Origin of the sequence: Spirosoma sp. 209 (genome assembly GCF_002006735.1) — a bacterium.
GTDB lineage: Bacteria > Bacteroidota > Bacteroidia > Cytophagales > Spirosomataceae > Spirosoma > Spirosoma sordidisoli.
Genome location: NZ_MVEC01000011.1, coordinates 160,991 through 187,193, shown reverse-complemented (window position 1 = coordinate 187,193; position 26,203 = coordinate 160,991). Strand labels below are relative to the sequence as shown.

General features: G+C 55.3%; 25 protein-coding genes. 5 read left to right on the top strand and 20 right to left on the bottom strand.

Annotated features, from left to right (window positions below):
• Position 1 precedes the first annotated feature (1 nt).
• Together B1C80_RS19025 and dusB are read right to left on the bottom strand one after the other, a co-directional pair.
• On the bottom strand, positions 2-910 hold the full coding sequence (locus tag B1C80_RS19025) for a DMT family transporter (RefSeq protein ID WP_077922792.1): 909 nt from the start codon (positions 908-910) through the stop codon (positions 2-4).
• A gap of 73 nt (positions 911-983) precedes the next feature.
• Positions 984-1,973 (bottom strand): tRNA dihydrouridine synthase DusB, encoded by a 990-nt coding sequence (gene dusB / locus B1C80_RS19020; protein WP_077922791.1) that lies wholly within the window; start codon positions 1,971-1,973, stop codon positions 984-986.
• Between the two features lie 139 nt (positions 1,974-2,112).
• Here dusB and B1C80_RS19015 point away from each other — a divergent pair, with 139 nt between their 5' ends.
• The 4 genes from B1C80_RS19015 (at position 2,113) to B1C80_RS19000 (ending at position 4,947) form a co-directional block, all read left to right on the top strand.
• On the top strand, positions 2,113-3,069 hold the full coding sequence (locus tag B1C80_RS19015; RefSeq protein WP_369822713.1) for a lysostaphin resistance A-like protein: 957 nt from the start codon (positions 2,113-2,115) through the stop codon (positions 3,067-3,069).
• 37 nt (positions 3,070-3,106) lie between these two features.
• Positions 3,107-3,325 carry a putative signal transducing protein gene (locus B1C80_RS19010; RefSeq protein WP_077922789.1) on the top strand — a complete coding sequence of 73 codons (219 nt, stop codon included), beginning with the start codon at positions 3,107-3,109 and terminating at the stop codon, positions 3,323-3,325.
• Positions 3,306-4,139, top strand: a complete 834-nt coding sequence (locus B1C80_RS19005) for a phosphatidate cytidylyltransferase (RefSeq protein WP_077922788.1) — start codon at positions 3,306-3,308, stop codon at positions 4,137-4,139. Before B1C80_RS19010 ends, B1C80_RS19005 begins: the two co-directional genes overlap by 20 nt.
• Positions 4,140-4,224: 85 nt before the next feature.
• Positions 4,225-4,947 (top strand): carboxypeptidase-like regulatory domain-containing protein, encoded by a 723-nt coding sequence (locus tag B1C80_RS19000; protein WP_077922872.1) that lies wholly within the window; start codon positions 4,225-4,227, stop codon positions 4,945-4,947.
• A 10-nt stretch (positions 4,948-4,957) separates the two neighbouring features.
• On the opposite strand, the gene B1C80_RS18995 is transcribed toward B1C80_RS19000, so the two are convergent.
• On the bottom strand, positions 4,958-5,734 hold the full coding sequence (locus B1C80_RS18995) for a UDP-2,3-diacylglucosamine diphosphatase (RefSeq protein WP_077922787.1): 777 nt from the start codon (positions 5,732-5,734) through the stop codon (positions 4,958-4,960).
• A 154-nt stretch (positions 5,735-5,888) separates the two neighbouring features.
• Here B1C80_RS18995 and B1C80_RS18990 point away from each other — a divergent pair, with 154 nt between their 5' ends.
• A complete protein-coding gene (locus B1C80_RS18990; protein WP_077922786.1) occupies positions 5,889-6,689 on the top strand; it encodes a hypothetical protein in 801 nt (266 codons plus the stop codon).
• Between the two features lie 71 nt (positions 6,690-6,760).
• Here B1C80_RS18990 and bioB read toward each other — a convergent pair whose 3' ends face one another.
• From bioB to B1C80_RS18905, 17 genes are all read right to left on the bottom strand, one after another.
• Entirely contained in the window at positions 6,761-7,762 is a 1,002-nt protein-coding gene (gene bioB / locus B1C80_RS18985; protein ID WP_077922785.1) for a biotin synthase BioB, read from the bottom strand.
• A gap of 58 nt (positions 7,763-7,820) precedes the next feature.
• A complete protein-coding gene (locus tag B1C80_RS18980; RefSeq protein ID WP_077922784.1) occupies positions 7,821-9,014 on the bottom strand; it encodes an acyltransferase in 1,194 nt (397 codons plus the stop codon).
• 109 nt (positions 9,015-9,123) lie between these two features.
• On the bottom strand, positions 9,124-10,302 hold the full coding sequence (locus B1C80_RS18975) for a helix-turn-helix transcriptional regulator (RefSeq protein ID WP_077922783.1): 1,179 nt from the start codon (positions 10,300-10,302) through the stop codon (positions 9,124-9,126).
• Positions 10,303-10,392: 90 nt separating this feature from the next.
• The gene (sppA, locus tag B1C80_RS18970; protein WP_077922782.1) at positions 10,393-12,159 is read right to left on the bottom strand and encodes a signal peptide peptidase SppA; all 1,767 of its coding nucleotides are present in this window, start codon (positions 12,157-12,159) and stop codon (positions 10,393-10,395) included.
• 194 nt (positions 12,160-12,353) lie between these two features.
• On the bottom strand, positions 12,354-12,965 hold the full coding sequence (locus tag B1C80_RS18965; protein ID WP_077922781.1) for an inorganic pyrophosphatase: 612 nt from the start codon (positions 12,963-12,965) through the stop codon (positions 12,354-12,356).
• Positions 12,966-13,223: 258 nt separating this feature from the next.
• Complete coding sequence (locus B1C80_RS18960) at positions 13,224-14,204, bottom strand: glycosyltransferase family 2 protein (RefSeq protein WP_077922780.1); 981 nt, start codon at positions 14,202-14,204, stop codon at positions 13,224-13,226.
• Between the two features lie 52 nt (positions 14,205-14,256).
• Complete coding sequence (locus tag B1C80_RS18955; protein WP_077922779.1) at positions 14,257-14,961, bottom strand: tRNA1(Val) (adenine(37)-N6)-methyltransferase; 705 nt, start codon at positions 14,959-14,961, stop codon at positions 14,257-14,259.
• Positions 14,961-15,599 (bottom strand): viroplasmin family protein, encoded by a 639-nt coding sequence (locus B1C80_RS18950; protein ID WP_077922778.1) that lies wholly within the window; start codon positions 15,597-15,599, stop codon positions 14,961-14,963. Before B1C80_RS18950 ends, B1C80_RS18955 begins: the two co-directional genes overlap by 1 nt.
• Before the next feature lie 409 nt (positions 15,600-16,008).
• Positions 16,009-16,977, bottom strand: coding sequence for an MBL fold metallo-hydrolase (locus B1C80_RS18945; protein ID WP_077922777.1), 969 nt, complete (start codon positions 16,975-16,977; stop codon positions 16,009-16,011).
• A 100-nt stretch (positions 16,978-17,077) separates the two neighbouring features.
• The gene (locus tag B1C80_RS18940; RefSeq protein ID WP_077922776.1) at positions 17,078-18,292 is read right to left on the bottom strand and encodes an AraC family transcriptional regulator; all 1,215 of its coding nucleotides are present in this window, start codon (positions 18,290-18,292) and stop codon (positions 17,078-17,080) included.
• A 112-nt stretch (positions 18,293-18,404) separates the two neighbouring features.
• Complete coding sequence (locus B1C80_RS18935) at positions 18,405-19,034, bottom strand: hypothetical protein (RefSeq protein ID WP_077922775.1); 630 nt, start codon at positions 19,032-19,034, stop codon at positions 18,405-18,407.
• 15 nt (positions 19,035-19,049) lie between these two features.
• Positions 19,050-19,394, bottom strand: coding sequence for a hypothetical protein (locus tag B1C80_RS18930; protein ID WP_139361685.1), 345 nt, complete (start codon positions 19,392-19,394; stop codon positions 19,050-19,052).
• A gap of 140 nt (positions 19,395-19,534) precedes the next feature.
• A complete protein-coding gene (locus tag B1C80_RS18925) occupies positions 19,535-21,964 on the bottom strand; it encodes a TonB-dependent receptor domain-containing protein (protein WP_077922773.1) in 2,430 nt (809 codons plus the stop codon).
• A 278-nt stretch (positions 21,965-22,242) separates the two neighbouring features.
• Positions 22,243-23,505 carry a peptidase T gene (gene pepT / locus B1C80_RS18920; RefSeq protein ID WP_077922772.1) on the bottom strand — a complete coding sequence of 421 codons (1,263 nt, stop codon included), beginning with the start codon at positions 23,503-23,505 and terminating at the stop codon, positions 22,243-22,245.
• A 48-nt stretch (positions 23,506-23,553) separates the two neighbouring features.
• A complete protein-coding gene (locus tag B1C80_RS18915; RefSeq protein WP_077922771.1) occupies positions 23,554-24,024 on the bottom strand; it encodes a nucleoside triphosphate pyrophosphohydrolase family protein in 471 nt (156 codons plus the stop codon).
• An 8-nt stretch (positions 24,025-24,032) separates the two neighbouring features.
• The gene (locus tag B1C80_RS18910) at positions 24,033-25,238 is read right to left on the bottom strand and encodes a VWA domain-containing protein (RefSeq protein WP_077922770.1); all 1,206 of its coding nucleotides are present in this window, start codon (positions 25,236-25,238) and stop codon (positions 24,033-24,035) included.
• An 85-nt stretch (positions 25,239-25,323) separates the two neighbouring features.
• Positions 25,324-26,172 (bottom strand): MoxR family ATPase, encoded by an 849-nt coding sequence (locus B1C80_RS18905; protein WP_077922769.1) that lies wholly within the window; start codon positions 26,170-26,172, stop codon positions 25,324-25,326.
• Positions 26,173-26,203 lie beyond the last annotated feature (31 nt).

Here is a 26,203-nt window from a genome sequence, read left to right as displayed (position 1 = left end):
CTCAGTTTCGATTCACCAACCAAATTCCGAGCAGGCAGATCCCCATGCCGGCAAACTGTACGGCATAGATTCGCTCACCGTCGAGTACGCCCCAGAGCAGCGCCACGATCGGGATCAGGTAGGTTACCGAGGCCGCAAACAAAGGGGAAGCCAGCTGCATGATGCGGTTAAAAAACACCGACATCAGGCCCGACCCGAGCACCCCGAGAATAATCAGGGCTACCAGCGAGGTGGTATGAGTGGGATCGAACGCGCGCGACAGGAAGTCGGTCGGCAACAGGATCAGCACCGCAATCGGCCCGATGAACGCAAACAGCCAGGCCGTAGAGACCAGCGCGGGTAACTGGCTGATGTAACACCCGATAAAGTTGGTGTTAAAGCCGTAGCAGACCGTTGCCAGCATGACCATGAGCGCGTAACCGTTGATCTGAAAGGAGCCAGTGGCGCTGAAAAAGACCAGCAACAGCGACCCGGCCAGCCCCAGCAGAATACCGGTTACCTGCCTGACTTGAAGCGCCTGCCCAAAGAAAAGAGCACCCAGAATAAGTGTAAACAGCGGACTCAGCGAGTTGAGCGCGCCCGACAGCGAACTGTTCAGATGCGCGCCCGCTTCGGCAAACAGAAAAGCGGGAATAACGAACCCCACTATTCCCGCCACCAGCAGCGCCCACCACCGGGGCCGAACAGCTGCCCTGACGGCCGGTTGCTGGGCCTGCCGGGCCAGGAAGGGCACAAAAAAAAGCAGGGCAAACAGCAGTCGGCCAGCCGCAACCTGCGTGGGCGAAAACGCACCCAGACTCCGTTTGATGAGGATAAACGAGCTGCCCCACACCAGCGCCAGGGTACAAAGCAACACCCACGCCATAACCGGGCGTTTCTGGTTTACTACAATAGACTCTTCGGTGGGCATGAACGTAAGGGAAAGGAGCCTCAGCGCCAGCGGGCATCAGCCTTGTCGGCTGGTTACCCGCTGGCGCTGAGGGTTATACATAGGCTTCGGCGTAGCGATCGGCTACTTCGTCGAGTACGGCCCGGGTTTCTAGATAGGTATTGGTCGTAACGAGCCGCTGCCGGTAAGGCTTGAAATCAGGAAGCCCCTTGAAATAATTGGTGTAGTGCCGGCGCATCTCGAACAGGCCCGTAATCTCGCCTTTCCAGCGGATCGAGAAGTCGAGGTGCTGACGACATACCGCTACCCGATCCGCAATGGTGGGTGGGGTACGGTGTTCTCCGGTCCGGACAAAGTGCTTGATTTCGTCGAATATCCAGGGGTATCCGATGCTGGCCCGCCCAATCATAACCCCGTCAACTCCGTACCGATTCTTATACTCGAGCGCTTTTTCGGGGGTGTCGATATCGCCATTGCCGAAGATCGGAATTTTGATACGGTCGTTATCTTTGATGCGGCCGATGAGCGTCCAGTCGGCGCTTCCTTTGTACATCTGCACCCGCGTACGCCCGTGAATGGTCAGCGCCTGGATGCCGATATCCTGCAATCGTTCGGCTACTTCCTCTACATTGCGGGTGTTATCGTCCCAGCCGAGCCGGGTTTTCACCGTTACGGGCAGGTGAGTAGCTTTGACAACAGCTTCGGTCATTTTCACCATTTTCGGAATATCCTGAAGCAGCGCAGCCCCGGCGCCCCGGCAGGCAACATTCTTGACCGGGCACCCGTAGTTGATGTCGATCAGATCGGGGTTGGCGCGGGTAGCAATGCGGGCACACTCGCCCATCGTTTCGATGTCGGAGCCGAACAGCTGGATACCAATGGGCCGTTCGTATTCGAAAATATCCAGTTTCTGCACGCTCTTGGCCGCATCCCGAATGAGCCCTTCCGAGGAGATGAACTCGGTATACATCAGGTCGGCGCCGTTGGCCTTACATACCGCCCGAAACGGCGGATCGCTCACATCTTCCATCGGGGCCAGCAGCAACGGGAAGTCCGGAAGTTCTATATTACCAATCTTAACCACAGTACGTATTGATTTCAGCCACAAGGCTATAGATACCCTTTTCTGGTTAGAATTACGATTTGCAGCCTTGTTTGGTTCCTGGGTAAATAGCAGCTGACACCTCGTAAATCCGTGTTCTGTCTGTAAATTTACGGGAATTATGCAACCTATTGTCTCGCCCAACCATCCGTCATCCCGATCGCCAACCCTTGGTGGGCTTATTATGCTCGTTGGTTTTGTGCTGCTGGGGGGCGTCATCAGCACCTTGCTGCTGTTCGTTGTGCTAATGGTGGGCAAGGGACTTGATCCGGCCGAAGCCCAGGCGTATCTGCTCCGGCTATCGGGTAATCCAACCTCGGTAGCGAACGGCTGGTACGAGATCATGGCTCTCCAGGCGGTCAATCACCTGGGTACGTTTTTACTACCTGCCCTGCTCTACTGGTACGTGATCGAGCGCCGGACCTGGCCCCAGTTCAGCCAACGTCCGCTGGCAACCGTTACGGGGCTGGGTATCGTCGTTCTGATTGTCATAGCCTTCATGCCTGGCAACGGACTCATCATCGAGTGGAACCAGAATCTGCACCTGCCGCAAACCCTGGCCCCGCTCGAACAGTGGATTCGTGACAAGGAGAAAAGTCTGGCTGGCGTCACCAAATACATCACTACGTTCGACACCCCGCTACAACTTGCTATTGCCCTGCTGGTCATCGGCGTGATTCCGGCCATTGGCGAAGAAGCACTCTTCCGGGGCATCTTACAGCGCAACCTCACCGTCTGGACGGGTAACGTACACCTGAGCATTTGGGTAGCCGCGGCCCTGTTCAGCGCCATTCACGTCCAGTTTCTGGGATTCTTCCCCCGCATGTTGCTGGGCGCCCTCTTTGGCTATCTGTACGTCTGGTCGGGCAATCTGTGGGTGCCCATACTGGCTCATTTTGTCAATAACGGCTTTACGGTGCTGATGGTGTACCTTTACCAGCGCCGGGTCGTTGCCGTCGATATTGAAAGTACCCAGTCCGTCCCGATCATCGGCGCCATCCTGTCGCTGGTGCTGTCGGCGGGGTTATTGGCTTACTTTAAACGAAGTAATGCGGGACATCCTTCGCCCAACACCTAGTTACTCATGCATACGGCGGTCTGCCTGCCTTCATCTTATGAACGAAACCTGGGAATCCATATACAGTACCCCGCTGCCCCACCGGGCCGAACTGGCCAAGGCGCTCCTGACTGAACACGACATTCCGGCGGTCGTTGTCAATCGTCAGAGCAGTTCCTATCCATCCATTGGCTGGGGAAAAAGTGAAGTACACGTGCCGCTCCAGCACGCCACGCTGGCCAAAGTAATTATCGAGAATGAAGCAACGTTTAGCTAAGTTGACGAACCTACAGCAGCGGGTTATTGCGGCTGTAGTGGCGGTACCGTTTATTATTTTCATGATCTGGTACGACGACTGGACGTTTGCTCTGTTGTTTACGCTGATCAGCGCGCTTACCCAGCGGGAGTTCTATAAATTGCTCGGCCTCGACGGATTCGAGCCCCTAACGGCCTACGGAACCGTAGTGGGCTGTCTGGTCTGTGTGCTGGCTTATTTCATCGAGAAAGGCATGCTCGGCACTGACAGCTACTTCCTGATCTGCCCGGCTTCGTCGATGATCTTTTTGATCAAACTCTACAAAAAGCGGGATATGAAGCCGTTCACCAACATCGGCTTCACCTTTCTGGGTATCATTTATGTAGCCATGCCGTTCGCCCTGCTGATTGTGCTGGCGCTGCGGGGTAATGCCTACCACCCGGCCATCATTCTGGGCTGTCTGTTTCTGCTGTGGGCCACTGACATCGGCGCTTACTTCGCGGGTACCTACTTTGGTCGGCGCAAACTGTTCGAGCGCGTATCGCCCAAGAAATCGTGGGAAGGCGCCATTGGCGGAGCTGCCGCTGCGGCTCTGGTAGCGCAGGGACTGGCCATCTACGCCCCCGAACTACAACCCTGGCAGTGGTACTGCGTTGGTGGCATCATCGTCGTAACCGGTACGTACGGCGATCTGGTCGAGTCGCTGTTTAAACGCAGTATTGCCATTAAAGACTCAGGCAGTAGTATTCCCGGTCATGGCGGCTTTCTGGATCGGTTCGACGGGCTACTGCTGGCCGCTCCGTTCATTATCAGCTTTCTGAAACTGTTTGCCTAATCAACTTAATCTTTCTTAAAAAATACCCGTCCGAAACCTAATCCAGCTGTTTGGGCGTTTACTTTGTAGTTTCGCTGATTTGCCTATGAATAAGTCATTGACGGTATTGCTGATTGGACTGATGCTGCTGGTTGCAGGCGCGTCGACGACGCTCTTTGCGCAGGGTCAGGACCGCCAGGTGACATTCACGGGCTTCCTGACGGGCGGTAAAACCAATGAGCCGCTGCCGGGTGCCTATATCTATATTCCCAAAGCCGGGCGGGGCGTATTGTCGGCGACCAACGGCTATTTTGCGCTGCCGGTTTTTCCGGGCGACAGTATCATTTTCAGCTACGTTGGCTTTAAAACCCAGTACCACATCATTCCGCGCCGACTGACCGACCTTACCTATTCGGCGGTGGTAGCGTTGCAGGAAGACGTCAAAACCCTGGCCGAGGTAAAGGTCTACCCCTACGCTACCGAAGAGCTGTTTAAAGAAGCGTTCGTCAACCTGAAGCTGCCCGATCAGCAGGAGCGTGACAACCTGGCCCGCAACACCGACCCGGCCGCCATTATGCGGCAGGCGGCTACGATGCCGATGGGTGCCATCGCCAACCACCAGAACTTTGTGAACCAGCAATTTTTTGGGCGAGAGTCGGTCTACGGACGTAACAACATGACGACCTTCTCGTTTACCAACCCCTTTGCCTGGGCCAATTTTATCCGGTCGGTCAAACGGGGAGACCTGAAGAACAAGGAGTGGCGCAGTGAGCTCAACAAAGCTCCGCGCGAAAACATGACCCGGAAAGACCTGCTGGAAGGCAACTAACTGTCCTCTGTTAGCTTGCCCAGGTCTTCAGTTGCAGGTCGTTTCCGTCAAATTCGGCGTAGGTGCGCGCCGATACCCATTCGCCCAGATTCACGTAGCGGCTCCGGTCATTGACGGCCAGGTTCATGGGTATGTGCCGATGACCAAAAATGTAGTAGTCGTGGTGATGCACCGCTTCTACCTCGCGGCAGTAGTGCATCAGCCATTCGCGATCTTCGCCCATAAACTCCTCTCCTTTCTCCTGGTTGCTGATGCGGCTCCGGCGCGACCAGGCCTGGGCCAGACCAATGCCCACATCGGGATGCAGGTACCGGAATAGCCGCCGGGCCAGTCCGCTCTCGAAAAGCACCTTCAGTCGTTTGTAGGTATAGTCGCCGGGGCCGAGGCCGTCGCCGTGGCCGATCAGGAAGCGTTTGTCGCCGATGTCGTACCGGCGCGGCTGCCGATAAACCGGGATACCCATTTCCTGGGTAAAATAATCCTGCATCCACATGTCATGGTTGCCGGTAAACAGGATGATACGGGTACCGGCATCGGTCAGTTCGGCCAGTTTTCCCTGCAACCGGATAAATCCTTTCGGAATGCTGCGCTTGTACTCGAACCAGAAATCAAAGATGTCGCCTACCAGAAAAATCACGTCGGCATGGGGGCGGATGGTGTCGAGCCAGGTTACGACGGCCCGTTCACGATCCCGGCTTTTTTCGGGCGATGGGGTACCGAGGTGAAAATCCGAGGCAAAAAAAACCGAGCGGTTTGGGGGCAACAAAATCGTTTCGACGTCAGTCATGGTGGCGTAATTCGGCAACAAAAGTACGCAACTCGGCGCATTTCGGCACCGACCCGCTGCCGATGAGCCAATGGCTTGATTCCATGAAATTGTTTGAACCGGTAAACAACGGACAGCCAATTTTAGTCTTACAACAAACCTACACTCACGTTTTATGAGCACGAAATTATTATGGCTGTCTCTACCGGCCTTGCTGCTGACGTCCTGTTTCCAGGGTGACAACGCATCCAATACAGATGGTGCCAATGATGCCGCCGGAACCGGCAGCCCCAACCTGGCTAAAGAAGTAGTGGGCGTATGGCAGCTTAGTACCGATCAGCGGTTCGGGTACGACGAACCCTGCAATATGCTGGACCAGGGCCTGATCGAAGGCATGTTTGACATTGGGCTTACCGAAGAAATGACTACCCTCGATTATCCGAACGGCTGTCAGTTCAAGTGGAAAGACGGAACGGTTAGCGTCGCCTTTGGCGGGCCGAAGCCGTATCCATCCATGTACCATGCCGAATACATCTTCGACAAAATGTATCAGGGTGGCGCAGGCCAGGTATCGGGGCAAATGGGCATGGCGGCCGAAAAGGAACCGATCAGCGGCCCTGAAACCCGGGGCACGGGAGCCGAACGGCCAGCCACTGAGCCAGCGGGCGGTGCGGAAGCCGACATGGACGACGATTCGACAGCCAGCAACGACTCCTCAAACTCGACATCGGGGGTGACTTCGGTAGCCGCTCAGTTCACGAAACCAGCCGTGAGCACGGGGCGGTTCGTAGCCGTGCCTGGTGTGGGCGACAAAGCCGTTTGGGACCCTGCCAGGAAAGCAATGCATGTGCTGTACAACAATCATATCGTCAATGTAACGGTGCAGACTAAAGCCAATGCCGCTACCTCGCAGCAGAAAGCGACCTCACTGGCAGAAGTCGTGTTGAGTCACTTCGTCGAAGCCTCCTCGAACTAACCGTTGCCGACGGCCTATCAACAAAAAGCCCGCTAGTTCGTAGCGGGCTTTTTGTTGATAGGCCGTTTAACTTATACGGGAATCTGCTCGAACACAACCGCCGGCTGCGATGCGTCCTTGAAGGCTTTGCGCGGGCGGATGTTCAGCGTCTGAAACAGTTGCTGATCGGCATCTTCGTCCGGGTTGGGAGTAGTGAGCAGCTTATCGCCGGCAAAGATCGAGTTGGCCCCTGCCAGGAAGCACAGCGCCTGCTCTTCGGTAGTCATGCGAACCCGGCCGGCCGACAGACGAACCATGGCTTTTGGCATGATGATCCGGGCGGTAGCAATCATCCGCACCATTTCCCAAACCGACACGCGGGGCTGGTCTTCCAGGGGTGTGCCTTCTACGGGCACCAGCGCGTTGACCGGAACGGACTCGGGGTGCTGGGGCAGGGTGGCCAGCGTATGCAGCATACCGATCCGGTCCGTGTGCGACTCACCCATGCCGATGATCCCACCGGAACAAACCGAAATACCGGCTTTACGGGCATGACCGAGCGTATCGAGCCGATCGTCGTAGGTACGGGTGCTGATAATGTCGCCGTAAAATTCTTCGCTGGTATCGAGGTTATGGTTATAGGCGTAAAGACCGGCATCTTTCAGCTTCTGGGCCTGGGTTTCGGTTAGCATACCCAGCGTGCAGCATACTTCCAACCCCATCTGGTTGACGCCCTGTACCATTTCCAGCACTTTATCGAAGTCGCGGTTGTCGCGTACTTCGCGCCAGGCAGCCCCCATGCAGAAGCGGGTACTGCCCGTATCTTTGGCCCGCTGAGCCGCCGTCAGCACCTCGTCGACCTCCATCAGCTTGTGTACCTTCACGTTCGTGTGATAGCGGGCGGCCTGTGGGCAATACGCACAATCTTCAGGGCAGCCACCCGTCTTGACGGACAGCAGCGTGCAAACCTGTACTTCCTGCGGATCGTGATGCTGCCGATGCACGGTGGCGGCCCGGTAAATCAGATCCAGCACGGGTGAATTGTATATATCGGCTATTTCGGCGCGTGTCCAGTCAGTACGGAAGTCATTCATACAGGTAGTAATCGTTATGTCGTAGTCAAAAGTAGTAGATGGGGGCGTTCAGGGCAATTTATTTAACGCCAAACAACAGTCGGGTCAGCCTGAACGGTCGAATGAGCAGCCCATATACAACCAGACAAACTACTAATGATGAGAGACTTATTGCCAAAAATCCATCGTACAAGCCGAGTGTAGTTTCTGTCAGCACATAATAACCAATTCCTACTATTACGGTCTGGTGGAGAATATAAAATGGATAAACGGCTTCGTTCAGTCGGGGGAGTATCGGCTTATTGACGTTTAGGTACCGGTAGCCATACGCAATCGTGGCCAGTACAGACGCTACCATCAGGGCCATGCCGTTGGTAAAGTACCAGAAGTCAATCCAGAAAATCGTGTCAATCTCCTCGTTCGTGAATACCATCCGCATACCGTACAGCACGGCGGTAAACACGAGGGTAGCTACCAGAAAAATTCGGCGCTGGTTGGTCAATACTGACCAGAACTCCCGACGGCTGATGAGCAGATAGCCAAACCAGAACAACAGCAGGTTCTCGACAAAATAAGCCCAGTCGTCGATCAGCGCGTGGGTCTCATCGGGGTAGAACGGGCGGGTCATGTACTGACTAACCGCAATAACCCCCACCATCAGCCACAAAGCTCCGCCAGGCCGATTAATCAGCCGCCCGAACCGATCCGTAAACCGCTGGCCGACCGGGCTCTTCAGCCACCGAAACACGGGAATGCTGATCAGCGCATAGAGAAACAGATAGGCAATAAACCACAGGTGGTGCCAGCTGAACGCTCCGCCGGACCCACCATCTCTGTACGGCTGAAACTCGAACACATACGGGTAAAACTCGGCATAACTCCCGCTAAATCGACCTCTAAACAGCCATTCGGCGTAAATCTGGGGCGGCACGATGACGAACATACCGAAGACAAGCGGCAGAAATAACCGCCGGACCCGCTCTCCCGCGTAACTCCCGACCGTTCGCGTGCGCAGGGCGAAATAGGTACCTGCCCCTGAAATGAAGAACAGCAGCGGCATACGCCAGCGGTGCAGCCACCGCATCACCTCCTCGAAGGGTCGGCTGGTTTCCGTACTCTGAATATGCCAGCCCCAGGAGACATACATCATACCGGTATGATAGAACAGCAACGTCAGAATAGCAATAATGCGAAGCCAGTCGAGGTCGTATCGACGGGTAGTGAGCGTGGGCAAAGTGTCCATCGGAGGAGCGGCCGGGTCAGTTGGTTGCATGATAATCGGTGTTTGGTTGACAGCCCAAAAGTGGCGCCAACGGCTCCAAACGCACTATGTCCCGGTAATGATGAAGTTCGCGCCGATCGGGACGAACAAACCCGGCGCGTTATTCTACCTGCGTGCCAAGCCTATTGGCGCGATACTGGGCCGGTGTCTGATTCGTCAGCCGCTTAAAGGCCGTATGAAAGGCGGAGGTGGAATTGTAGCCCACCCGCTCAGCAACCTCATCAATCTTAAGGTGTGCCAGCGCTGGGTTACTCAGCAGCTGCCGGGCTTCGGCCGTTCGATAGGTAGCCAGCCAGTCGAAGAACGTCAGTCCCAGGCGGTCGTTCAGGAGCTGAGACAGGTGATGGGGACTGGTATCCAGTTGCTCGGCCAGTCTGGACAGCGACAGCCCACTGTTCAGATACGGCTTGTCGGTTTCGAGCAGGCGGGTCAGTCGGGTAAGGACGGCATCCTCGACTTCTTCTGACAGGGTCGACTTTTCGTACTTTTTTTTCAGTTCAACAGGCGGATCAGGTTCGGCAGGCACTTCGCCGAAAAAACTGGACCCGCGCATGACCAGAAAGCTGATGCTGTAGATCGTAGCCGCCATGTAGGTAGCCAGCAGATAATCGCCCACATCATGATAGAACCGGGGCTTGACGAGCACGATCAGCAAAGGTACCAGCGCAACCAGCCAGCTCAGGAAACGGAGCGAGTTCAACTGGGCCGCTGCCCAGATTGCGGGGCGCTGCTGGCTTACCGACCGAATGATCATGAGCGACAAAAACGCGTAGACCAGACAGCTTATCAGCGTCATTTCGTTAATCCAATCCCGCAGTCCCGTGAAGTCCTCATTCCAGTAGGGTTGAGCCGGTATGTACGGCAGCTCCGGATGCAGCGAGTTCACGTACGAATTGTATTTGAACTCGACAGGCTGGTAGAACCAGGTTGCTGAATTCAGCAGCCATATCCCGAACGGCAGCAGATGCCAGCCCCAGCGCCGGGGCAGTCGTTGATGAAGCCGGCTAAATACATAAAAGAAAAACAGTGGCCCCAGCACAAAATTCAACGGTTCGGCAAAGTCGACCGCCCACAATAGCTGAAACGTATAATTGGTATAGTTCAGAAATATTTCGCCACTCACGCCCGACAGGGCCAGGGTAAACCAGCCCAGACAACGGTTCGCTACCTGTTTGGCCCGCTCACCCGTCAGGAAGAAAACCCCCAGAAACAGGCCCTGGGCTACACCCAGCAGGATGATCAGCGCAAACAGGTCGAGGTGTACCGGTAGTGTCTGCATAGTCGTTTCGGGTAGAGGGCTGTTACATAAAAAGACCTAAACGATTCCAGTGTATCGTTTAGGTCTAACTACTGCAAACCAACTTAATTTTTATCGAATCTCCAGCTCGAACGGCATGCGCATTTGTATGCCTTCCATCGTTTTCAGCTTCTGAAGGTATTTTACGTAAGGAGCTAATTCACCGAGCTGGGCGCTGATGCGGGCTTCTTCATCATTGCTGAACGAAAACATAAGCTGCTCGAAGAAATCTTTCTTACGCGGCTGGTACTTGAGCCGGTAATCGCCTTCCTTAAGCTTGGCCGAGCGGGCCGCCAGCTTGATAGCGTCGTCGAGACCACCGAGCTGATCGACCAGTCCGATCGCTTTACCCTGGGTGCCGGTCCAGACGCGCCCGCCCGCAATAGCCCGCAGACTGTCGACGGTTAATTTACGTCCCCGGGCGGCCTTCGATGTGAAGTCATTGTAAATCCGTTCGGTGCTGCGTTGCAGGGCCTGCTTCTGAAACGGGCTCATCTCATGGGTAATGGCGGGAAAGTCAGCGTTCTCGTTGGTCTTAACCCGGTCATACGTCACGCCAAGCTTGTCTTTGAAGAATGATTCGGTGTTGAATAACAGCGAAAACACCCCAATCGACCCCGTAATAGTGTTAGGCTGGGCAACAATCTGGTTGCATCCCATCAGCATGTAATAGCCTCCCGAAGCGGCATAGTCAGACATTGACCCGATTACCGGTTTGGTGCGTTTGGCCAGTTCAACCTCGCGGTACATGACATCCGACGCCAGCGCACTACCGCCACCCGAGTTGACCCGCAGCACAATGGCTTTTACTTTATCATCGAGCCGGGCTTTACGCAGCTCTTCGACGATCGTTTCTGAACCGATACTATTCTGGTTGCTTTTGCCCGAGTTGATATCGCCCGAGGCAATAATGACCGCAATCCGGTTTTTGCTGGATCCTTCGTCCGAGTCGGCGGCTTCGGCATCTTCGTACTTGCTGAGGCTGACGTAATCGATTTTTTTCTTGTCCTCGATCTTAAGCTGTTTTTTGATCAGGCTTTCGAGTTCGTCCTGATACCCGACGTTGGTAATCAGTTTCGTGCGCAGGGCGTCGCCCGGCTCGCGGATGGTCAACTGATCGGCATAACGCTTGAGCGAGTCGACCCGCACGCCACGGCTGCCGGCAATCTTAACCAGCATGTGATCATTGACCGAATTCAGGAACGACGTAACCTGCAGCTTGTTCGGCTCGCTCATGTTCTCGCGGGTGAACGGCTCAATGGCGCTCTTGAATTCGCCCACGCGGAAAATTTCGGGTTTCAGGCCCAGTTTGTCCAGCGTGCCTTTGAAGAAAGACAGTTCGGCATTGAGGCCGTTCCATTCCAGTTCGCCCGCCGGATTGAGGTAAATTTTGTCCGCTACGGAGGCCAGGTAGTAGCCTTTTTCGCTCATCGTCTCGGCATAAGCGTACACGAACTTCTTCGATTTTTTGAAATCGATCAAGGCGTTGCGTACTTCTTCGAGCGAAGCCCAGCCTGCCTGCGGATTCTCGCTTTGCAGATAGATGCCTTCAATGTTGTCATCGTTCTTAGCCTTGGCCAGCGCTTCTTTCAGCTCAATGAGGCCAATGGCATCGCTGGTGCCGCCTGCTCCGAACCCGCTGAAGGGATTCTCGACACTGCGCTCTTCAATAGGTTTATCCAGGTCTAATTTCAGGACTGTATTCTCCTTTACACTGACTTTTGTATCGGCCGAAGACGAGAGTGCAGCTCCGATGCCGACCAGCAGAATAAATCCGACGATCGAAAACAGAAGCAGGCCGACTATCGTGGCGAGCACGTATTTAAAAAACTGGAGCATGAATCAGTTTACGAATTGAGTTATACTTACCTATTGAACAAAAATAATGACACATTCGGCGACTAAACCCGAAAAAATGTCAAGTGCGACAATTATCGGATAAATGGTTATGCCGGGCTTTAAACAAAAAAAGGAACCAAAGGGATTTCATTTCCCCCGGCTCCTCTGGATGTAAAATCTACGTGTGCTGCTGCTTACGAAGGCATCTCAGCATAGTCGTCCATAGACGTCTGGATGACCTCCAGCGCTTCATCGCGGCCGTAAATATTGGCCAGTTCCATGACAGCAGGCTCACCTGGCAGGTTCTTATAGGTTAGAAAGTAGTGACGCAGGCGTTTCACCACGGCTTCGGGCAGTTCGCTCAGGTCTTTGTACTGACCGTACATTGCATCGCCTTTCAGAACAGCAATTATTTTATCGTCAGCTTCTCCTTTGTCGATCAGCCGGAAGCCCCCGATCGGGATAGCCTGCAACAGAATGTCACCGTGGGTAATTTCGCGTTCGGTCAGTACGCAGATGTCCAGCGGGTCGCCATCGCCTTCGCTGATGATATGGCCCGACCGCTCTGAAGCCAGTTTGGCGATCCGCTCTCCGCAGAACGTTCTGGGAACGAACCCGTACAGCGCCGGAATGATGTTGGAATACTGCTGCGGCCGGTCAATTTTCAGATAGCCAGACTCTTTATCGATCTCATACTTCACGGTATCGGTGGGTACTATCTCAATGAAGGCCGTAATGACGTGGGGGGCATTTTCGCCCGGCGAGATGCCATGCCAGGGGTGTGCTTTGGAAGGGGTTTTTGCCATTGGATCAAGTTGTGTCGGCTCTAGAAAAGCTTGCATACAATTTCGAGAAAAAATAAGAATAAATCGAGTTCGTCAATTGGCCCAAACAAACATTCCGCCCGCTATTGGTGGCAAAGCCTGACCAGCAGCGGGCGGAATGATGTCTATAGAGGCAAAAATACGTCTAAAAACCTAATTGTCGTGATTTTCTGTGCGAACGGGCCTGGAATACAACAAGAAGTCAGGGCGCAGCTGGGGGGTGCAAACGTCTTGTTTTGTTTAGCTCTCAAACCCAACCCGTTCGGCAACGAGCAGTTCACCGCTTTTATTCAGGCTCTGCCTCACCAGCATCTCCCCCAGAAAGCCAGCCAGAAAGAGCTGTACCCCGAGAATGATGGCAACCAGACCAAAGTAAAAAAGCGGGTTATCCGTAGCATTACGGAACTTGACGCCCTGTGCTATATTGATCAGCTTTTCGGCTATGATCCAGACTGCCAGTACACTACCAATGAAGAACGATAAAGTACCCAGCGTGCCGAAGAAGTGCATAGGCCGTTTGCTGAACCGGTGTACAAACCCGATGACCAGCACATCGAGGAAGCCGTTGACGAACCGCTCGAGCCCAAATTTGGTCGTACCGTATTTACGCGCCCGGTGCTGAACCACTTTCTCGCCTATCTTCGAAAATCCGTTCCAGTTGGCCACGATGGGCAGGTTCCGGTGCATGTCGCCGTAGAGGGCCGGTGCAATGGTTTTGACTACCTTCTGCCGGTAGGCTTTCAGGCCACAGTTAAAATCGTGCAGCTGAACCCCCGAGATCCAGCGCGAGACGGCGTTGAAGAGTTTGGTGGGCAACGTTTTGGTAAGGGGATCGTACCGCTTCTGTTTCCAGCCCGATACCAGATCATACCGATCCTCAACAATCATTCGATACAGTTCCGGTATTTCGTCAGGACTGTCCTGCAAATCGGCATCCATGGTAATGACAACCTGGCCCCGCGTGGCCTGAAAGCCCGTCTGGAGTGCCATCGTTTTGCCGTAGTTTCGGTTGAATCGAATGCCACGTACGGCCGGATTCTGCGCCGAGAGCCGTTCTATCACCGGCCACGACTCATCGGTGCTTCCATCATCGACAAACAGGATTTCGTACGAGTAAGCGTGTTCGTTGACGACCCGCACAATCCAGTCGTGCAGTTCGGGCAGCGACTCTTCTTCATTATAGAGTGGAATCAGAACGGTCAGTTGAAGCAATTCAGTCATGGGGGTATCTAAACGCCAGGCGCGCAGCGACGGTGCAAAGGTCGCAGAGTTTTCAAAATATCAGATAAAAATCGCGGAGCAACGTCCGGAACGCGGGGGTGTAGGTCCGGTTGTCCGGCTCATATATCGTTAACAACTCCTCATCAGGGTTCGTTGCACCAAACGAAAAACCGCTGATCAGCCGAAAAACGGGTTTGTCGGCCCGATGCCGGAGCCGAAGCTGCCGGAAAACCCCCAGCCCTGCTTCCTGCGCTACAGTACGGATCAAACTCATCTCACACGGAGGCAGCAGCACCCACCACTGCCCGGCAGGTTTCAGCAATCGGACAACAGCCGTCACCAGTTCCTGGAAGGGCAGGTCGTCGGTATGCAGGGCCCGGTTCACAGCCGCATCGGGCGACCGTAGGTGATTGGTGTAAAAGGGCGGGTTGGTCAGGATACGGTCATACGGTCCCGACGGTGGTGAAAAGTGCTGGATGGGGTCATGCCATACGCGTACCCGGTCAGCAAAGGGACTAGCTTCGGCGTTATCGCTGGCCTGACCGAACGCTTTATCGTCGATTTCTACCGCATCGACTCTGGCGGCCGGGTTCCGCTGGGCGGCCATGAGGGCCAGCAGGCCAGTACCGGTGCCGATATCCAGCACCCGGGTGTCTCCCGTGCCGACATCCGCGTAAGCGCCCAGCACGCAGGCATCGGTGCAGACTTTCATAGCTGCCCGCTCCTGGTGGATAGTGAACTCCTTGAAGGCAAACATTATTTGCGGCCGAAATCCGCCGGGTTTTCTCCCCAGACGGTTGTTTCCCACTTTAATACCGGATTGGCATACCGATGGGTCTGTAGCCAGGTCTCGGCCCGGTCGATCAGATCGAAGAGCTCGGCGTTGCGGGCTGTTTCATCCAGCTTGGTATTGGCCTTCTTCTTTTTCACCCAGCTGATCGCCGTTCTGGAATCGGAATAGACCGGTATGTTGCTGTTTTTCTGGTGCAACAGCGCCAGGGCATGTACAATGGCCAAAAACTCACCAATATTGTTGGTGCCGTCAGGGTAAGGTCCTTTCAAAAACAGCTTCTGGCGCGTAGCCAGGTAGATGCCCTGATATTCCATATCGCCGGTGGCCGTGTTCCAGGCGGCATCGACAACCAGACTATCCTCAATAGGCAACCCCACGAGCCCATCGAGCTTCCCCTGTTTTCCAGCGGGTTTGGGACCCTGTCCTATATGTTTGTGGGGTTTATCACCAAATGCCTTGAGGGCGGCAGCTTTGCTGTCGAACGATTTGAACAACGGTTTGGCGAACCCGTCTGTCTGCACTTTGGCCTCGTCCCAGCTGTCATATACGCCGGGTTTCCGGCCCTGCCAGACTACATAAAATTTAGGTTTCTTCTGGGACATTCCTGCGTATGCTAATCCGCAAAACTAAACATTCTATCCCGGATCGTCAGCCTTCCCCCGCCAGGCCTGCCTATCGAAACCCCGGTTGAAATTGATTTTGCCGGCCTGAAGAACAAATACACACAACCCTGGCCGGGGCAATAGGATATAAAACAACCCCAGCCTGAAGGCCGGGGCTAGTCATGTGCTTAGCTCAATGCAAAACCCTGGTGTGTTCTATCAATGACTAGCCCCGGCCTTCAGGCTGGGGCAATCGGATATAAAACAACCCCGGCCTGAAGACCGGGGCTAATCATGTGCTTAGCTCAATGCAAAACCCTGGTGTGTTCTATCAATGGCTAGCCCCGGTCTTTAGACCGGGAGACGAGAAATACAAACAACCCCGGCCTGAAGGCCGGGGCAATCAATATCAATCGTCTGATGACTCGCTCGGCCATAAGGCGACCAGGAGAATACCGGCCAGCATACCCCAGCCGATGGCTTTGGCCACGGTGTAAGACGTTGGCGCTGGCATATCACGAATGCCCGATTCATCAGTCACCGCGGCCTGGCGGACGTATCGGCCTTCTGACGGGATCGACAACTCATCGAAATTATGAGACAGGCGGCTGAGGCCCAGCTCCAGATCAAGGCCGCTCACGGCAACGCCATGCCCCGTACCCACCGCCCGCGGGTTCAGCGCTACCAGCTTCTGAACCGACTGCCGGGCCGCTTCCCAGTCGCAGGTGAAGTAGGCAGGTGGACCATGTATTTCCTTTTTCTGCTGCGCCACCGCAACAGCCGAGTTCTGATTGGTAGTCACGAAAGCATCACCCACGATGAGCGTACGATCGCTGTCGCGGAAGAGCGAAACATGACCGGGCGCGTGGCCGGGTGTATGAATGACCCGCCAGCCGGGCAACTCCGGAAGCAGGCCATTGTCGGGAATAGCGCTGACCCGGTCGCCAAAATCATCGGGACCAATTGGGAAAATGAATGAACTGTAGGACATGAAGCCTCCGCCAATAGCCGGATCGGGTGGTGGGTAGCTCGATTTTCCTGTCAGGTACGGTAATTCAAGCTTGTGCGCGTACACCGGTACGTTCCATATCTTCAGCAAGCTTTTCAGTGAGCCCGTATGATCGAAGTGACCGTGTGTGAGCACAATCGCTTCGGGCTGCGTACCAACCCCAAATAAGCGCTCGGCTTTCTTTTTGATTTGACCCGTATAACCCGGCAAACCAGCGTCGACAAGTACCCAGGGGTTGCCCTGACCCGGCTCGCCAATAAAATATACATTGACCATGAGCGTCTTGAGCCCCGCTACGTCGTGCGTTAGGTCGTAAGGCGATCCGGCACTGGTTCCGACTGGTCCGTCGAGTTCAACTTGAGATTCCATGCGCGTTGAGTTTGATGTCCTAGATCAACCTACCAATTTAGTAGATTGTTTTCGAATCATCGTCAACGGCCATATCGGCGCAGGTCGACCATAGCGTCGGCTAGGCCACCTTTTTCAGCTCGTTCAGAAACTCGCCCGGTGAGGTACCCGTAAACTTCCGGAACGCCCGATTGAAGGTGGCTTTGGAATTAAATCCACAGTTTAGAGCCAGTCCGAGAAAACTCAGATGCGTAGTGGCGGGGTCACGAACCTGGCGCTTGAACTCATCGACGCGGTATTCGTTGACAAAGTCATTGAAGTTTTTTCCCGTCCCCGTGTTAATTACCTGCGAGAGTAAGACGGGGTTGGTATGCAGCCGGCGAGCCAGATCAGCCAGCGACAGGTCGGGGTCAAGGTAGGGCTTCTCGGTCGCCATATAGTTCAGCAGGTTGGCCAGACGCTCAGACAAGTCCGGGGGCAGTAATGGTGCCGTTCGGTCCTCTGGCGTGTCAGGCGCTTCAGAAGCGGGTGTCGATATCGGCATTGCATCGGCGGCTACCAAAACCGGGTCTGGGACTTGTACGGGTACAGTTTCGTTCCGAAACGTGAGCCGGCGAGCCACCTGCACCTGGGCGTAGCCTTCTATGCTCACGTAGTAGATCAGCGCCACACCAGCCAGCTCATCCCACCAGTCCTGCCAGAAATTCAGATTGAACGCTAGGCTGATCAGCGTCATGACCAGGTTAAACAGCGACGTGACGGCCATGGCGATCATAAAGTTGCGAAACCACCGAAAGCTGATCGTATCGATTTCCGAAAACTGGTTCTTGATCCACGAGTGGTATTGCCGGTACAGTTGCAGCGCCCAGTAGAGATAAAGAATGTCGATACCGATACCGATGACAAACTCTGCCGTATCCAGATACGGGTAATGTACTGTCTTCTCCCACTCGCTTACGAACGCGGGCCCCATGGCAAAGACGCTGACATGATAGACGACGAAGACCAAAAAGGGAACGGCGTGCCAGAGATCCCGGCGGCTAAACCGAAACTCGGCATTTACCTGACTCTTCAGATAGAAATAACACAACACAGGGAACAGATAACCCAGCGTGCGCGGAAAAAACTCCAGTTCACGCCATAGCACCTCAATGCCGCCAAAGCCCAGCATGTATTCCCAGATATTAAGGCTGCACCCAACCAGCACCCATCCGAGCAGGATGTCGGACAGGCGTTCTTCGCGTCGGCCCCGTATCCATAACAGGATGGCGTATACCCATCCCTGGACAAATCCAAACAGTAAGGGGGTTGAATAGGCAGAAAAGTAAAAAGTCATTGACGGGAATAGGTTGGGGCTAGCGTTCGGTAGCCGACGTGACCAATATACAGTGTTTCCAGCTGTTTTGTAATACTCTGTGGGCTGGGCGGAACGTACTTAGCTGCCACGCCTACTCGAGCTGGAACGTCTTACCGGCATACTCTTTGTCAACCACCAGAAACGGCTTATCGGTGTCGATCCGGTTGCCACCCATCACCCGATCTACCTGCTGGCTGGTGGCCAGGTACAGCCGGGTACCGGCCGGAAACGTTACCGTCCGACTCCCCCGAGGCCCTATGACAAAGCCGGTAGTTCCGTTTCCAGGGTCGCCGGGGCTATAACTGACCAGGGTTATCTTTCGGGGCAGCAGGCTGCTGTTTCGCAGTTGAAAGGTAATACCGCTTTTGCCCCGATCAATTGCTTTTCGCCCACCCACCGGACCGGTACCCAGCGTTTTGCCTGCATCGCTGGCCGTCACCGTCAGGATGTAGCTGCCGTTAGTCTCGCCATCCTGGCTGTAATATAAACTGGTTCCCACCGGCCAGTTTTTGGGTGTCGACTCGTTCCGGTTCATGGTAAAGCCATAGGCAATGCCCGGCCCCTCCGCCCTGAACATCCGATGATAACCCAGGGTATTTTTAAGGACGAAGGATACCCGTTCGGTCGATCCGGTTGCCGCAGGCAGCACCGACGACTGTTGTGCGGAAACGGGGCATTTAGCCAGGCAACAGATAATAAGCAGGAATGGTAGCGTTTTCATGGTGTATAGGGGTTTTTATTGGTTTTGAATCAGCTTTACTGTCTTGCCCGCATCGTCGGGCTGTACCACCAGCAGCGGTTTGCCCGGAACGACTTGCCCCTGCATGGTGGCGTTGATCTCGGCCTGGGTTACCAGCGATAACGTGGTACCGACCCTCAGCCTGACGGTATGCAACTGACCCGGCAACAGATAAGCGGTAAAGACATTAGGGTACTTATTGGCCGTATGCCGCTCCAGAAACCGGAACTCCCGGGGTAGCAGACCGTTGTTTTTGAATGATAAGGTCACGACAGATGCCGTTTGCGATCGGGTTACACCACCCGACAGGCTTAGCATAAGGAGTAGGGCAATTGTCTTCATGGGGTTTATTTTTTTAAAGTCTGATAGAATGAGATTGGCGGGGGATAGAATTGGGGATGGTGTGTGAGACGCGGGCAATGCAATGGGTGGCGAGGGGTGAGACGCAAGGGCCGGGCCGCGAGACGCGACGGGTCGCGTCTCTACAGGTTGCCCTTCGTTTTGATGCGGTTGGCGTCGGTGCCGGTTTCGCGCTCACGGGCCGATTTGATGTCGTTACTCCCGAAACGGTAGGCAAACCGGAGACTTACCCGCCGACTTTCCCACTTCCTGTCGATCACAAACTGCTGGGGACTCGCCGGGTCCAGGCTAAAGTTGGCCGATTGTTTCCAGCGCATGGTGTTCAGTACATCGTCTAGGCTGAGGGTCAGCTTACCCCGGCCTTCCCAGACTTTTTTCTGAACGCTTAGGTTAATTGCCCCGAGTCCTCCAATCTGGTACACCGTCTGCGTGGTGGGTGCACTCCAGAAACCTGACACCTGGGTCGACCAGACCGGTGATAGCGTGAACGCGTGCTGCATGTAGCCATCGAAGGCAAAAGCGCGCTGATCAAACGGTTCACTGACCGACAGATTGCCCCGAAAGCGATTCCAGGTAGCCCCGGCGTAGACGTACCCATTCCACCACTTGGTAATGGGCAGCGGGGTACTGAACGAGACGTTCAGCGCATCCGTCCGGCCCACGTTTGCAACGGTCTGATAACCCGTGATGCCCTCCTGACGAATCACATCCGTCGCGAAATCGTTAGTCTTGCTGTAGGCGATTTTTACCGTCGTCGCCCACTTGTACGTGTAACTCAGCTCGGCATTATGCGTATAGGACGGACGGAGATAGGGATTACCGCGCTGGCTGGTATACGGGTCCAGCTGGTAGATGAACGGGTTCAGGTCCTGGTAGTTGGGCCGACCGATCCGCCGGCCGTAATTGGCCGCAAAGAGGCTCTTCTCCGTCGCCTGGTACTGCACAAAAGCCGTTGGAAACAGATTCAGGTAGGTGGTATCGGGCCGCTCCAGACTGCCCGACGAGCGCAAATCCGTAGAGCGCCCCCGCACCGTGGCGTGTTCAGCGCGCAGCCCCGTCTGTACCGTCCATTTCTTGCCGAACGACCGGTTCAGCGATGTGTACACCGCGCTGACGATCTCTCGATAGGTAAAGCGATTCGTGCGGTTGATATCGGGCGTATTCTCCGGTCCTGAGAAGACCAGCAGTTCGTTATCCGTAGCTACGTCGGTATGCTTGAAGCCGGTTTCCAGTTTCAGGCGCTGGGTTTTCCATTCTTTTTCCAGATCCCCTTTCAACGTAATAATCGTAATGCCGGTACTGGCATCGAAGCGGTTCTGCCGGCGAAACAGCGGCTCCCGATTGGCGTTGACGTAATCGCTGATGATGGTACTGGGCGATACGTTACTGAAGCGGGTCAGGTCGGCGTCCAGATTGACAACCAGGCCCAGCGTATCGGTATAGCGGTAATTGAAGGCGCCATTGACCCGGCTAAACCGGCTCGGGTTGTTGACCTGGTTGGCCACGCTGGAATCCGGGCGGCTCTGGTTGCTGACTATATCGGTTGTCGTGTAGGTACCGAACCGGTTCGATGCCGTATTGCCCGAAATAATCAGCCCCAGCGTGTGACGACTACCGATAAAGTAATCGGCACCGGTTTTATAGACAAGCGCCCGGGTTCCGTCCGAGTCGTACCCCCGCTGCCGAAACTGGAGCCCTCCCGCCGTCCGATCCAGCCGAACATTCGTGATCTGAAAGTTGTCGGTCCCCGAGAGGTTTCCGAACAGGTTCAGCCGTTTGGCCCGGTAGTTCAGATCGACGGCTGCGTTGGCCCGGTGGTGGTCGCTTTGCCCATAGCCACCCGATGCATTTCCGTTCAGCCCCAGGCTTTTGTCGCGCCGAAATTTGATATTGATGATGCCGGCCCCACCCTGCGCATCGTAGCGCGCCGACGGATTGGTGATCAACTCAATTTTTTCGATGGTCGACGCGGGCGTTGATTTGAGCAGGTTAGCCAGATCCGTGGCCGATAGGTTCGTCGGCTTCCCGTCGATGAAGACGGTAGCCCCCTGCTTGCCCGCCATTCTGACATTGTCGTTCGGATCGATCACGACTCCAGGGGCCTGTTGCAGTAACTCATAAGCCGTTTTTCCCTGAGCCGTAGCGTCAGCCGCTACGTTGAGTACCGTTTTGTCGGTCTGCTGTTCGATATAGGATTTCTGAGCCCGCACCGTTACGGTCGTCAGGGTCTGGCTGAGCGGCCGAAACGTAAGCGTGTCGACAACTGCCGACTGGCCGGCCTGCACCTGTATGACCCGGCTCGTTACGGTGTTCATGCCAACCAGCGACGCCTGAATACGGTAGCTGCCGTCGGCTACATTTTTAAACGCGTACAGCCCTTTTTCGTCAGCCATCGTTCCCCCGGCAAAGCTGGAATCGGCAGTGCGCATGAGTTTCAGGGCGGCAAAGGAAGCCGGCTGGGCATTCGACTCCCGAATGACACCCGTTAAGGTCTGGGCAACGGCCGGTACGGACAGAATGGCCAGAACGATGAGATAGAGATAGCGTACCATGAGCTTGGAGGCTCAGCGGTTGGGGGGTCGACGTTGACCGACGTACTGCGCTGAACGATGGCTCAAAGGTGGCTGGTGGCAGGCTCCGTATCGACTCAGGAATAATTTGAGACGCGTCAGGTTATAATTTGAGACGCGTCAGGCGGGTTTATGGCCCGTAGTCTGTAGTTCGGCAACAGGTTTATGCGGTGGCGGCACTACTGCTAACAAACGGGCCAAGCTATCCCGGCAGTTGGTTATTCCTGAGTCGATAGCTTGCCCGTTTAACGATGACCGAATCAGGCCCGTTCTTCCCAAACCCGGGCCACGTTGACAATCACCTCTACCGCCTTCTGCATATCCTGAACCGATACCCACTCCTGCCGCGAATGAAACGCATGTTCACCGGCGAAAATGTTCGGACAGGGCAGCCCCATGAATGACAGTCGCGAGCCATCCGTGCCGCCCCGAATGCTTCGGCGCCTGGCCGATAAGCCCGCCCGGCGGATAGCTTCGAGTGCATGATCGACAACCGCCGGATGCTGATCCAGCACTTCTTTCATGTTCCGGTATTGTTGCTTTACGACAAAATCTGCTTTGGAGCCGGGATAACTGGCCAGCACATCGTTGAGCTGGTTTTGCAGATACGTTTCCTTCTCGTGCAGACCGGCTTCGGTAAAGTCGCGGATAATGAACTCCAGCACCGCCTGATCCTGGTTGCCCTCCAGCCGGGTGGGGTGAACAAACCCGTCCTTCTCGTCGGTCGTTTCGGGCGACAGGGCTTCTTTGGGCAGGCTGGCCAGCAGGTCGGCCGCAATCTTCAGGGCATTTTCGAGTTTGCCCTTCGCAAAGCCGGGGTGCGTACTGACACCCTGAATCTGAATCCGGACCGCATCGGCCGAGAACGTCTCATCTTCCAGCGTACCCAGGCTCTCCCCATCGATGGTATAGCCAAAATCAGCGCCCAGCTTCTGAATATCAACTTTTTCGGTGCCCCGTCCCACTTCTTCGTCAGGCGTGAACAGCAGCCGGATTCGCCCGTGTTTGACCCCGGGGTGGGTAAGCAGGTAGTGGGCGGCATCCATGATCTCGGCCACGCCCGCTTTGTTGTCGGCCCCCAGCAGGGTCGTGCCGCTGGCGGTAATGATATCGTTCCCAATCTGATCCAGGAGATCCGGGTGATCGGCAACCCGGATAACCTGCGCCGGATCGGCGGGGTTTGCCCGGTCGGGCAGGCTAATATCGGCGCCGTTCCAGCGTTCGTGGATAATCGGCTTCACACCAGCCCCCGTCACATCAGGCGACGTATCGACGTGCGAGCAGAAGCAGATCGTCGGCACGTTTGCTTTGTCGGTAGTAGCCGGGATGGTCGCGTATACATAGCCCCATTCATCCAGCTCGACATCGGTAACGCCCATGTCCAGCAACTCCTGAACCAGCAACCGGCTCAGGTCCTTCTGTTTTTCGGTACTGGGATTCGTTGTCGATTGTGGGTCCGACTGGGTGTCGATCCGGACGTATCGCAGAAACCGGTCAACGGCAGTAAAGGTGTAGTTTTCCATAAAACATCGGGCGTCTTACCCTAAACCGGCTGGAGACGCCTGCCGGACTTAGTGCGCGTTAACGATTGACAACAGATCGGCGGGTGAATAATTGACACTTTTCAACGTCTTGTGGTCGGCGTCGCGGTAGACCAGAAACTTGCCGTCAGACTCCACATAATGACAGGCGACCCCTTTGGCGGTGTACTGAGCCACGGTGGCTTCGGCCTCCTCTACCGTCAGGCAGGCTTTACTCATGTTAGATCGTTGTACTTCGTCGAACAGGGTTTTGAACGAATGACCCAGCCCAAACTCCAGCACCGCTCCCGACAGCACATACTGCAAATCGCAGAGTGCATCGGCTACCGCCACGATGTCGTTGGCTTCGATTGCTTCCCGGAGTTCATCGAGTTCTTCGGCCAGCAGCGATACGCGCAGCTGGCAGCGGGCGGGCGACGGAATCTGGGGGGTTTCTAAAACGGGGGCATGAAAAGTACGGTGGAACTCGGCCACCTGATTCAGCGAATCGGGTTGTTGCATGAACGTAGTTAATCAGTAAACGTAATCTTAGGATTTTTCAGGCTTTTCATGGCCTGTTCGAGCCCGTTGAGCGAAAGCGGAAACATTCGGTTGCCCGACCATTCCCGAATCAGGGCCGTACTATGACTGTACTTCCAGTAAGCGGCCAGGTTGGGATTGAGCCAGACCAGATGCGGATATTGAGCCTTGAACCGATCGAGCCAGACGATACCGGCTTCTTCGTTGTAGTGCTCCACGCTGCCCCTGGGGGTGGTTAGTTCGTAGGGTGCCATGGCCGCATCGCCTACAAAAATCACGTTGTACTGCCGGTTGTATTTATGAAGCACCTCCCAGGTCGGCACCCGCTCACGACGGCGCTGGTTATCTTTCCAGAGCGTTTCATAAACGCAGTTGTGAAAATACAGAAACTCCAGGTGTTTGAACTGGTAACGGGCAGCCGAGAAAAGCTGCGAACACAGGTCGATGTGCTCATCCATCGATCCGCCCACATCGAATAACATCAGCACTTTAACCTGGTTTTTGCGCGAGGGCTGCATCCGGATGTCCAGATATCCGCCGTTGCGGCTCGTCCCGCTGATGGTGCCATCAATGTCCAGTTCGTCGTTCAGGCCCTCGCGGGTCAGAATGCGGAGCCGGCGGAGCGCCATTTTCAGGTTCCGGGTATTGAGCTCGATCTGGTCGTCGAGATTTTTATACGCGCGCTGCTCCCATACCTTGGGCGCGGTTCGGTTACCTCCCGATGGATTCTTCTGATCGGGCGATTGGGGAGCACCGTTTCCCGGCAGGCCCCTATCCTCATTGCCACCCGCTCCGCCCTGTCCGGGTTGCGCCCAGGTCGTATTGGGTTGATCGGGCTGGTTCATCAGCTCGAGCAGCTGCTGCCAAAGCGCATCGATACCACCTGTGGTTTCGAGCGCCTGCCGGTCTTCGTCGGTTAGCTGACTGTCCAGACCGTCGCGCAGCCAGTCGGGTGGTGACGGAGGGAGGCTGGCAGCCGGGGCCGATGGCTTAGCCGTTACGTACTCGCCAAAAAGCCGGTCGAACAGGTCGAGGTGCTGTTCGTGTTTAATCAGGGTGGTTTTGCTCAGGTAGTAAAACTCCTCGATCGAAGTACCGCCCACCTGGCTCCGCATCACCGACAACAGCGTCAGGTACTCCGACAGGGTTACCGGCAATGCGTGACGACGAAGGAGTAGAAAGAAGTCCAGAAACATGCGGTTGTCTTGAATAGGCTCCCGTAACGGGCTGGTGGGCACACTGGTTTTTCGGTCGCTACCGGCATACCAATAAATTCCCGGATCAATAAGGCCGCCCCCCTTTTCGGCGAAGGGCGGTCATCAGATCGGTATCCTGTTCGTTTTTCAGCAGGGCTCCCAGATACGGCGGCAGTTCGTTCAGGGCGTCGAGGTCGTTCAAATCATCGTGGGTAACGCCCGCCACCAGCAGCAGCCGTATCCAGTCGATCAGCTCACTCGTCGATGGTTTCTTTTTCAGCGCTCTCACATCCCGAATGCTGTAGAATACCGACATCGCTTTGGTCATCAGCTCCTGAGGCAGGTCGGGATAATGAACTCCTACAATCTGCTCCATCGTTTCGCGATCCGGAAACCGGATAAAGTGGAAGAAACACCGGCGCAGAAACGCATCGGGTAGCTCTTTCTCATTGTTGGAGGTGATGATAACGATAGGCCGGTGCCGGGCTTTGATGGTCTGCTGCAGTTCGTAGCAGTAAAACTCCATGCGGTCCAGTTCCAGCAGCAGATCGTTGGGAAACTCAATATCGGCCTTGTCGATTTCGTCAATCAGCAGTACCGCCTGCTCTTCCGACTCGAAAGCCTGCCAGAGCTTTCCTTTCCGGATGTAATGGGCGAGGTCCCCTACCCGGTTCGATCCGTCGCCGAGCTGTGAATCGCGCAACCGCGATACCGCATCGTACTCATACAGCCCCTGCTGAGCCGAGGTGGTCGACTTGACGTGCCAGGTGTACAGCGGCTTACCCAGCGACTGCGCAATCTCATAGGCCAGCAGGGTTTTGCCCGTGCCCGGTTCGCCTTTGATGAGCAATGGCTTCTGAAGTTGAACAGCTGCATTGACCGCCATGCTCAACTCGCGGGTGGCAACGTAAGTAGCTGTACCGGAAAAGGCCATGAGTATAGAGGTTTCGGTGTACAGGTATCGG